The sequence below is a fragment of the Tolypothrix campylonemoides VB511288_2 genome (assembly GCF_045999855.1).
In the GTDB taxonomy this organism is placed as follows: Bacteria; Cyanobacteriota; Cyanobacteriia; order Cyanobacteriales; family Nostocaceae; genus Scytonema; species Scytonema bouteillei_A.
The window spans coordinates 314,231-324,057 of record NZ_JBFPMW010000013.1; the positions used below are offsets into that span (position 1 = coordinate 314,231).

The 9,827-nt window shown below is 42.8% G+C and carries 8 protein-coding genes, 1 pseudogene and 1 CRISPR repeat array; of the genes and pseudogenes, 6 read left to right on the forward strand and 3 right to left on the reverse strand.

The window, feature by feature from the left end; translation table 11 throughout:
• Positions 1–57: 57 nt before the first annotated feature.
• From AB0756_RS31605 to AB0756_RS31630, 6 genes and pseudogenes are all read left to right on the forward strand, one after another.
• Entirely contained in the window at positions 58–507 is a 450-nt protein-coding gene (locus tag AB0756_RS31605) for a hypothetical protein (RefSeq protein ID WP_237265952.1), read from the forward strand.
• 20 nt (positions 508–527) lie between these two features.
• Positions 528–752: pseudogene (locus tag AB0756_RS31610) on the forward strand (pentapeptide repeat-containing protein); the annotation flags it as partial.
• Between the two features lie 168 nt (positions 753–920).
• Positions 921–1,067, forward strand: a complete 147-nt coding sequence (locus AB0756_RS31615) for a hypothetical protein (protein ID WP_153021448.1) — start codon at positions 921–923, stop codon at positions 1,065–1,067.
• 103 nt (positions 1,068–1,170) lie between these two features.
• A complete protein-coding gene (locus AB0756_RS31620) occupies positions 1,171–1,944 on the forward strand; it encodes a pentapeptide repeat-containing protein (protein ID WP_038075157.1) in 774 nt (257 codons plus the stop codon).
• A 306-nt stretch (positions 1,945–2,250) separates the two neighbouring features.
• A CRISPR array of direct repeats spans positions 2,251–3,687; the repeat unit is 36 nt; unit sequence GTCCCTACTCGTTAGGGAAACTAATTGATTGGAAAC.
• Positions 3,688–4,319: 632 nt separating this feature from the next.
• On the forward strand, positions 4,320–4,949 hold the full coding sequence (locus AB0756_RS31625; protein WP_038087895.1) for a TenA family protein: 630 nt from the start codon (positions 4,320–4,322) through the stop codon (positions 4,947–4,949).
• Positions 4,950–5,258: 309 nt separating this feature from the next.
• Positions 5,259–5,678, forward strand: coding sequence for a pentapeptide repeat-containing protein (locus AB0756_RS31630; RefSeq protein WP_038087907.1), 420 nt, complete (start codon positions 5,259–5,261; stop codon positions 5,676–5,678).
• 23 nt (positions 5,679–5,701) lie between these two features.
• Here the strand turns inward: AB0756_RS31630 and AB0756_RS31635 are convergent, their stop codons facing one another.
• From AB0756_RS31635 to AB0756_RS31645, 3 genes are all read right to left on the reverse strand, one after another.
• Positions 5,702–7,393 carry an NAD-binding protein gene (locus AB0756_RS31635; RefSeq protein WP_038087898.1) on the reverse strand — a complete coding sequence of 564 codons (1,692 nt, stop codon included), beginning with the start codon at positions 7,391–7,393 and terminating at the stop codon, positions 5,702–5,704.
• A 356-nt stretch (positions 7,394–7,749) separates the two neighbouring features.
• A complete protein-coding gene (locus tag AB0756_RS31640; protein WP_038087904.1) occupies positions 7,750–8,346 on the reverse strand; it encodes a Uma2 family endonuclease in 597 nt (198 codons plus the stop codon).
• 237 nt (positions 8,347–8,583) lie between these two features.
• Positions 8,584–9,762, reverse strand: coding sequence for a low temperature requirement protein A (locus AB0756_RS31645; protein ID WP_038110663.1), 1,179 nt, complete (start codon positions 9,760–9,762; stop codon positions 8,584–8,586).
• Between the last annotated feature and the right edge of the window lie 65 nt (positions 9,763–9,827).

Below are 9,827 nucleotides of genomic sequence, written 5' to 3' on the forward strand. Positions count from 1 at the left end.
ACAGATAAAAACGGTCACTTGTTTGTAGTTACTGCACCTGGTTACTGATACACATTGATGGTATTTGGCGTCAACATTTTATCAGTTGGCACAAATTGGAATTTAAAAATTGAGGCACGGCAAATGTATCCCACCAAACAGCGACAAAGATTGCTTTTTACCCTTTCATCTGTCATGACTGGAGCAATTCTTCTCACTGGAATGGGAGTTTACACGACTCTAAAGAGTTTACAGCAAAGAGTGGCAGCGGTGGATAATTCTTCACAAGACAAGGTAGTCGTTGAGGCACCTACCTCACAACTACCTATAGACACATCTATTCCGCCAATAGGAATAGATGTATCTGTTCCAGAATCGGAAGAGCCACTAGCAGCACCACCAGCTGTCAAGCAGCAAAACGAACTGGGAAAAAACCTTGGTGGTCTCAATTGGCAAGGAAAGAACTTGCAAGGCATGAAACTGCATAAGGCGCATTTAATGGTGCCAACCTTAAAAATGCGGATTTAAGAAATGTTAATTTAAGCGGTGCAATCCTTGCCGGTACCAATCTTGCGAGTTCTAACTTAAGCGGTGTTAATTTAAGCAATGCAAATCTCAGTGGTGCTAATCTTGACAATGCCAATCTGACCAATGCTAATCTAAGTAGTGCCGACTTAAGAGGAGCTAATCTTAATGATGTTAACCTTGAGGGAGCTCGTTTAAAAGGAACTCTTTTAGATGGTGCTAACCTCAGTGGTGCAACTTTACCATAAGGAAATTTGCAGGCAGTCAGCTTTTGTCTTGCACTGTGACTAATGTCACTGCTTAGCAAGATAGGGATCGCTTTCCCCTTACTTGTTTATCTCTAAGGTTGAAGTCAAATAATTTATTTTAATCGAAAGATATAAACCAACCTGACTACTGGTTGCGGGGAAACTACTATGCTTGAAAAACTATTGCTAGCTGCTGGCTTGACCTTTTCTTTAAGTTTATTTGCAGAACTGGGCTTACCTTCTTCATGGCGAACACCTAGAGGAAGAACAGGGCAAAGTCAAACTGTTATCACTTTGACGCCACAGAAAAATTAAATTAAGTACTTTTACGTCAGTATAACTGCTGAGAGTCCATAAAAATTATAAACCATTTTCCCGATTTTGAACGAGTTAGGAAAATATGCACGCATCTTCGCATATGAAAAGCCAAATTTTAGCCACAACCGCATTTTTCACTATTCTCAGCCTCAGCCAAACTGCCCTAGCAGCAAATCCCGAACATCTCAGACAATTACTGGCTAGCAAAAAATGTTCGGGTTGCGATTTATCTGGAGCTGGTTTGGTCATGGCTGACTTATCAGGGGCAGATTTGAACGGAGCAAATCTTGCAGGAGCTAACCTCAGCCGTGCTAACTTAATTGGTGCGGATTTAAGAAACGCTAACTTAAGCGGTGCTAGTTTCTTTGGTGCTAACCTGAGTGCTGCCAAACTCACAGGAGCAAGTTTAGCAGGTGCCGATTTAAGGCGTAGCTATCTATATAATGCAGAGTTACCCAGTACAGATATTAACGTTGCTAACGTGCAAGGTGCGACAGGGATACCCTTACAGAGTGCAAAACCAGAGGAATTTTATGCCTGGGGTGTAGCAGAAGCACAAAAAGGCAACCATCAGGCAGCTATTGACTATTTTACTCAGGCGATCGCAGCCAAGCCCGATTACGCTGGTGCATATCTCGCTCGCGGTATAGCCCGCTATCAAAGTATGGACAGACAAGGCGCATTCCAAGATGCCCAAGTTGCAGACAAGTTATTTACATCTGAAAAGAATGCTGCGGGAATGCAAACAGCGCAAGCATTTATCCAAGAATTACAAACACCCTATATCGATCCCGCACTCAAACCTGCTAAACCCACTCTTGTGGATTTTGTAGGAAGTATTGGTTCCCTCTTACTGCAATTTTTGCCATTTTAATATTTTGTTAGTTGTGAGTAGGGTAGGCAATGCCCATCAAAAGCTAGTTTTCACAAAACTCAAGCAAATTCCTCTGTATAAGGAGAGTAACAACTTATTTTTGTGATTCGATTATTGTCTAATTAGCGGCGAGGGGGTCAGCAAAACCCTGAAATACTGATTCTTCCGTTGACCCCCTCGCCGCCTTACTCAGTAAGCATTTCAGCGATTTATATGATGAATTTTTTCCCGGTTCTCTTCCTAAATTCTGACCCCCTCGCAAACTGCCCCTGGACTCCTTGCGGGGTAAGGGTCTAAACTGGAGGGGTCCCTACTCGTTAGGGAAACTAATTGATTGGAAACGGGCATCTTACCCTTATGCATGCGGCTGAGACCGATTTGTCCCTACTCGTTAGGGAAACTAATTGATTGGAAACGCGATCTGCCAGATATCCTGTTTCATTGTTTTTTGGGTCCCTACTCGTTAGGGAAACTAATTGATTGGAAACTCAAACCCAGACAGATTGTAGATGTTATCCCGAAGGGTCCCTACTCGTTAGGGAAACTAATTGATTGGAAACTGTCTACCCACCATCCTCCAATATAGGGATATTCATGTCCCTACTCGTTAGGGAAACTAATTGATTGGAAACAACTTAGGAGCCTGTTCTTTAAAAATGGCGAGTGCCTGGTCCCTACTCGTTAGGGAAACTAATTGATTGGAAACCATTAAATTGTCTATCCCCATGTCAATTGCTGCAATGTCCCTACTCGTTAGGGAAACTAATTGATTGGAAACTCTAGGGTCTTGGGTTGCCCAGCCCATTGGCTGGAAACGTCCCTACTCGTTAGGGAAACTAATTGATTGGAAACTTCAGTTTACAAACAACAATGTCAAGTTTTTTAAGAGAGTCCCTACTCGTTAGGGAAACTAATTGATTGGAAACGAGGCTGATTAACGCCAACTTTTAAATCCACAATTGGTCCCTACTCGTTAGGGAAACTAATTGATTGGAAACTTTGACTAACGATAGTCTCCACAAGCAATTTAGTAAAAGGGTCCCTACTCGTTAGGGAAACTAATTGATTGGAAACGACAAGGCATTGGGGGCAATGCTCAAGATTTGCTTCACGTCCCTACTCGTTAGGGAAACTAATTGATTGGAAACGTCGGGGTGCATCGACAAATCTCTCTTGTGGGCAGTCTGCGAGTCCCTACTCGTTAGGGAAACTAATTGATTGGAAACAACTTAAAACTAATCTGCCATTTTTGAGCAACTCTTTGTCCCTACTCGTTAGGGAAACTAATTGATTGGAAACTTACAAGTATAGTTTCTATTTAAATTTTTAGCGATGTCCCTACTCGTTAGGGAAACTAATTGATTGGAAACATTGATATCTATACAATTAACAACACAAGAGTAAACATTATGTCCCTACTCGTTAGGGAAACTAATTGATTGGAAACTTAGTTTTACCGACTGCTCCACCACTGCTGTGCTTGCGGGTCCCTACTCGTTAGGGAAACTAATTGATTGGAAACCAATTGAATTGACAGGAATTCAAATATTATGTAAATTAGGTCCCTACTCGTTAGGGAAACTAATTGATTGGAAACTAAAAAATTCAAGTTTGCAAAAGTAACCGTAATTCAGTCCCTACTCGTTAGGGAAACTAATTGATTGGAAACGAAACTGAACATCCCTCTTTTTGCCATATCTTCTTCTTGTCCCTACTCGTTAGGGAAACTAATTGATTGGAAACCCAATTCTTTCAACTGGGAGCTTGGCTTCTTGGCAGAAATGTCCCTACTCGTAGGAAAACTAATTGATTGGATGCAATTGCGATCTCTAGTCCCAAACTGCCAGCAGCTTTTAGTGCCGCAACGGATGAAGTCCCATTAACTAAACCATCTAGTGGAGTGCTGTGTGAGATCAAATCCGTTTTTATAATCTCTCTTAGCCCTAGTGATTGGAAATCACAGCTATACAAACGAAGTCCGCCTGCGCGGACTTAATAAAAAGTCCACGTAGGTGGACTTTGTTTGTGTAGCCCCAGAATTCTATTCTGAGGGCAATTGCAAATTTGGCATGCTCCCGGATAGAATTCTAGTACAAATCAACGATGTAAAAATTTGGTATGACCTACCAAACTAACAACTAAAAACTAACCACTATCCAATACTACTTGGATAAGAATTTTTCTGGCTTTGGATCGCGGTAGAGAAACTTAACAAATGCTTGTAAATGTTGGGTTTCGTTCCTCAAACGCCACGTCACTCAACGGGGGGAACCCCCCGCACGGCGCTGCTCTCCGCACGTGAGTGGCTCCCCAACCTACCTATGTTCGTATTTCCACGCTAAACCGAGCAGTATTGAACCACTATCTACTAACCAATGACTCTTTCTAGTAATTTGTGGGAAGCCAATCAAGATATAGCTCAAGCTTGTCTTCAGCATCCTTTTGTCCAAGGTATAGGAGATGGTACGCTGGCTCGCCAGAAATTTGCCTACTATGTTGGACAAGATGCCTTTTTCTTAGAAGCTTTTGCGCGTGCTTACAGCATAGCTGCAGCTAAAGTCCCCAACTTTTCAGATTTTTTGACGTTTCATTCCTTAGCAGGTGGGGTTTTGCAGGAACTCAAGTTACATGAAGGATATGCGGCTCAATGGGAAATTGATTTACGTTGTATAGAACCTGGAGTCGCAACCCGTCGTTACACGGATTTTTTATTATCAACTGCTTGGAGTGGGGATGTAGGTTTAACTGCTGCTGCAATGTCCCCGTGTATGCGTTTGTATGCTTTTTTGGGCAAACAATTAGCTCTTAATGGTATTCCCAGCCATCAATACAGTGATTGGATTCGGACTTACAGCAGCGATGACTTTTTACCGCTAACACAACAATTAGAAACTTTAGTTGACAGTTATGCCAGTCATACAGCATTAGTAGAGTCAACTTACCGCTATGCCATGTTTTGCGAACAAGATTTTTTCCAAGCAGCATGGACTTTTGGCAATCATTAGCCAGCGGCGATCGTTAACCACTAACAACTCATAACTAACAAATTTTATTTGCTTTTTCTCTCAATAAAGTAATTTAAGAACAGTTATAAGCTAACGAGATCTGTGCCATCATTCAAGCTTTTGACAAGGCTCGTTCCTTAACAAATCAGCAGTATGGAGTTGTTCAAAAATGACTTTGTTGGACTTGCTGTGGTGGTAGTTTTGTAGTAAATAATGACAATATTTGTCAGGCTCACACATCGTAACACAATTAACTCAAAGAATATGTTGTCCGAGGTTTACTGCAAAGGTTTGTATGACGATCGCGCAATGGATGTCGATGAATTGTTAAGACGCTATCAGAAAGGAGAGAGGGATTTTAAAGGTGTCATCCTGATAGGCTGTTACTTAACAGAAATCAATCTGAGTGGAGCTAATTTACAAAGAGCTTCTCTAAGCGAGGTTGATTTAAGCAGAGCAAATTTGGTAGGTGCCGATCTAACAGAAGCATCTCTAGTTAGAGCCAATTTAACTGGAGCCAATCTAACTGGTGCGAATTTGAGTGGAGCTAATCTTTTTGAAGCTAAGCTTACGGGGGCGACACTTGATGGCGCGGAATTAAAAATGGCAGATTTGATAGATGCAGATTTTACAGCAGCCAGTTTACAGGGAGCCAATCTGTACGGGGCATACATGATGGGAACTCTGTTACAGGGAGCAATTATGCCAGATGGTACAATTCATCCCTAGAAAGGTTAGGGGGGCAAGTGCCCCTAACTTGCCATGGCTTGCGATGGAGTATTGCGCCACAACTGATACAATCTTGTAGCTGGCATCGTCAGATACAAAATATCCCCTCCACTCAAGCTTGTTTCTAATAAATCCCAACCGTGAATGGTTTGGGAGTTCGTTTCCAAATATAAAGGAACAAAATCGGCGGACATAGCAGCTTCTCTCACTCGCAAACCACAAAAAGGATGTGCGGGTGTAATCAAAGTTGCAAAAGCGACCCAAAGACTATCTCCCGTAATACCATTGCCAAGTATTTTTCCTCCAAGTGCAGCAGCAGCAAAGGCTGGGGCTGCTAGTTCCGCAGGGCAAAGAACTGCCTCAAAGTCAAATACCTGTTGCGCCACACCTGCAAAGTCCGGATCTGCATAATGGACAATCACTGGCACTTTGGGTGCTAATCCTTTAGCTTTTAAAGCAATTTCCAGGTTAGTTGCATCATTCCCTGTCATAGCCAACAATGCAGCAGCAGTTTCCATATTGCTGGCTTTTAGTGTTGCTGAAAAGCTAGCATCGGCATGAATAACGGGAATACCCCATCCACGAGCAGTATTGACATACTTATTATTAGAATCACGCTCAATCACCACAACTTCATGCCCGCTATTGTGGAGTTGTTGGACAATTTTTATACCAATTCCCCCCAAACCACAAATAATATAGTGATTGCGGTGCGGAACTCGTGCTGCATCCCAAAATTGCTTGAAGCGCGTTCCTAAAATAAAATCGTTAAGCAACGCATACCAAATACCAAACACTGCTGCTCCGATTAACATCATCACAACAGTAAATAATTTAATACTGATAGGAGCTTGTGCGATTAATGCATCATTCCCACCCGCGCCCGTAATCATACCTACGGAAAAATACAAGGCGTCAACGACAGACATCTTTAGCTCGGCTGACACGTAGGTGAGCGTGGCAACCAAAATAATAAATAGGAGAACTAAAGCACCTACTAATACCGATTGAGCGTGTTGTTTAAAGTGCCGGAGATTGGTGAGGACTTTTAGCAGTTTTGCAATCAGGGATTTACGAGCGGGACGGATACACGGTTGGGTTCCAACAATGAGGCGATCGCCCACCTTCAATTCTTGCCCGGATGCTACCGCCGTGACTAAATCTACCTCACCTTCCACAGGCAGATAGTAAATGAGGACACGCGAGCGCTCATTCCACAAATCGCTCAACTTACAACCCCGCCAAGGGTGGTGTTCGTCAATCAGTTCTTCATGGATGGGCCAAGTGTGTCCAAAAAGTTTAATTTGTCCGATCGCTTTGTTACCCAAAGCCGCAAACGTAAAGACTGGTGCTGCCAAACCCGCAACACTCATACTCCAGTGGTTTGGTACGGTATGGTCAAGCCGTTCGCCCAAACTCGTGTTAAAGAAGCGATTGATAATACGAATGCGTGGATTTAACACCCGCGCTTGCATCATAATCGCCAAATTCAGTTCATCATCAGGTCCGGCAATGACTACCGTATGCGCTTGCTGAATTCCGGCGGCAATAAGAGTGCTAGCTGCAAGCAAGTCACCGACAATCACATCTCCTGCTGTTTCGCTGGGTATATGTTGGTGATGAATGCCGACAACCAGCGCCCCCTGCTGTCTCAGCAAACGAAAGACCTTATATCCGGTTCGTCCTAAGCCACAGACAATAATTCGAGGTTTCATGAATGGGCAGCATAACTGACAGGAAAGCTGCATTTTTAATACTTATTTACATTTTCGCCGAATTATTTCATTCTCAACTGTAGCTAAAAACACGATTATTCTAACTTTTCCCGCACTTTTTTCCTATCTAAAAAGTCAATTGTATTTGTACCGAAATTCTTTTTATAAATCGACAATTGTGAAAAACTTAGCTCAACTAACAGCTTTGTTTGGAACTTTATGTACTTTCTTGGTAGCAGAAACAAGATCGGCCACAGCGCAAACTCCACAATCACGAACAGCACTCGGTTCCCTATCTGCTCCTAACGTCACAATCAAAGTACAGCGAACCTCTAGAAACAGAGTAGAGGTATTGATTAATGAAGTTGTTGACGGAGAAACTGTTCAAATTCTTGAACCGCATCATACTGGTCGGGCATGGCGATATATTGCAGCAACACATTTGGATCTAAATCTGGGAAGAAACTACTGCGGTTAACTTCCTCATATTCACCCTTTTCATTTAAATGGAATATTCTAATAGTGTCAGATTTCCAAAACCAAACTTCAGAAACTTGCTTGGGTTTGTATAATTCCTTCCTGTTAATAGTGCCACTGGTGATGATGACCTCAATTAAGATATCGGGAGTTTCTTTGTTGGTGCCAATGCAATAAGACTCATCAGGCGTCCCAGAAGCATAACCCGGTTCTTCTAAAGTAAAGCCGCCCTTGCCGTAGAATCGGATGCCATTTACCCTCATGTAAGCTTCCAATAAGTAGCTGAGAGTTCTTTTCACGTACTCATGCAACGGACCAACTGGGGACATAATTTCTAAAATTCCTAATAAATAAGATAGACGGACACTGCGGTTGTCAATTAGCTGTGCCTCAATCCCTTTAAATTGATCCCAACTAACATCTTTGAGGGTGACTAGTTTTTCTTCTATAGCACGATTTAAAAGTGAAATATTCATAAAACCAATTATCTACGGCACTAACTCTATTTTGACAGGAAATAATCGCTCTCTCACCTCTTCCCTCTGCGTACCCGCGTCTCTATGGTGAAATAAATATACTTTGAAACCGCACAGACGCACCAGAGCGCAGAGGAAAAAGATGAGAATTGCGGTCTGAATCAAAATTTTATGAGTCATCTTGACAGCGCTAGCAGTACTCACCCTACAAAATTCGGTGACTTTCCTTTGCCCGAGCTAAATTTCTGGATCGACTAAGCGAGTGGTGGGACGGCTTTGGGATACATCTTGCACAACTTGTGAAACACAAACTACACTGACAAGTCCCATCACAGCTAAGGGTAATAAGCCTTTACTCAAAAATGCAATTGCTAGTAAAACAAATGCAGCCCCCACTCGGTACTTGGTACGAATCTTACAATAGAGGATGACACCAAGACGATGAAGAACAGCTAGAGAGAGATAGCACAGTGCCAGAGAACCGCACAACAACCAACGAATTTCATCAGCTAGTGCAACCTCAGAATTGCTTGATAATACGAGTTCTACTGCAACTCCAGTAGCAGCAATACCAATAACAAGAGGGAGATGGGTATACAGCCAAATATTAATTAGAACAGATCTTCCCTCTGCCTGAGTTCGTCGAATGGGTGTACCGCCAAGATTGTCAAAATACACCCACCACAAACTTAAAGCAGTACACAATCCCAAAACAGCAGTTACGGCTGTCGAAATTTGCCAATTCTTTTGAGAGACACCATCAACTACAGCAATCACCGCCTCACCCAGAACAATAATTGTAAACAGTCCAAAACGTTCTGGTAAGTGAGAAGGATGGGGCGGCAATTGAAGCTGTAACTTGCTTGCTGTTATGGGTGTCGCAAAATCAATCACAAGTCCCACGCCCCAAAGTACAAAACGCCAAGGAGATGGTAAAAATGCAGATACCAGCCAGCAACAAGCAGCGATCGCAAAACCTGTAGCAAAACGAGTTGTGAGAGGACGTGCTACCGGAATATGCTGTCCTGCTCGAGTATATTCGATCGCCAGTACGATACGTCCCAACGCATAGGAGATAGCAAAACCAGCAGAGCTTTTATCCAACCCGTGATGTATGTTAACAGCCATTGCTGCTGCTGTAGCCATATGCAAACCAACTAGCAGCCGCCTTCCAATATCATCGCTATCAAAGCGATTGGCATAGAAAGTAGTACCAATCCACGACCACCACACTGGTATAAATAAAACAACAAACCCGAACAAACCTGACAGGGAAACATCTTCATGGAGATAATGGGCGAGTTGAGAAACTGCAACGACAAATACTAGATCGTAAAAAAGCTCCAACCATGTAGCGCGTCGTTCTTCCTCATTCTCTTCTCCAATTCGCAAGCGTGGCGGTTCTAAAAAATTCATATTGCTAATTGCTAATGGCTAATGGTGAGTCCAGTCCTGCAGGCGGGTTTCCCGCCGTAGGGAAC

Bases quoted from the DNA above. Each gene is read 5' to 3' on its own strand.
- AB0756_RS31620 (WP_038075157.1), top strand. From the start codon at position 1,171: ATGAAAAGCCAAATTTTAGCCACAACCGCATTTTTCACTATTCTCAGC.
- AB0756_RS31605 (WP_237265952.1), top strand. From the start codon at position 58: ATGGTATTTGGCGTCAACATTTTATCAGTTGGCACAAATTGGAATTTA.
- AB0756_RS31640 (WP_038087904.1), bottom strand. From the start codon at position 8,346: ATGAATATTTCACTTTTAAATCGTGCTATAGAAGAAAAACTAGTCACC.
- AB0756_RS31630 (WP_038087907.1), top strand. From the start codon at position 5,259: ATGGATGTCGATGAATTGTTAAGACGCTATCAGAAAGGAGAGAGGGAT.
- AB0756_RS31645 (WP_038110663.1), bottom strand. From the start codon at position 9,762: ATGAATTTTTTAGAACCGCCACGCTTGCGAATTGGAGAAGAGAATGAG.
- AB0756_RS31625 (WP_038087895.1), top strand. From the start codon at position 4,320: ATGACTCTTTCTAGTAATTTGTGGGAAGCCAATCAAGATATAGCTCAA.
- AB0756_RS31635 (WP_038087898.1), bottom strand. From the start codon at position 7,393: ATGAAACCTCGAATTATTGTCTGTGGCTTAGGACGAACCGGATATAAG.
- AB0756_RS31615 (WP_153021448.1), top strand. From the start codon at position 921: ATGCTTGAAAAACTATTGCTAGCTGCTGGCTTGACCTTTTCTTTAAGT.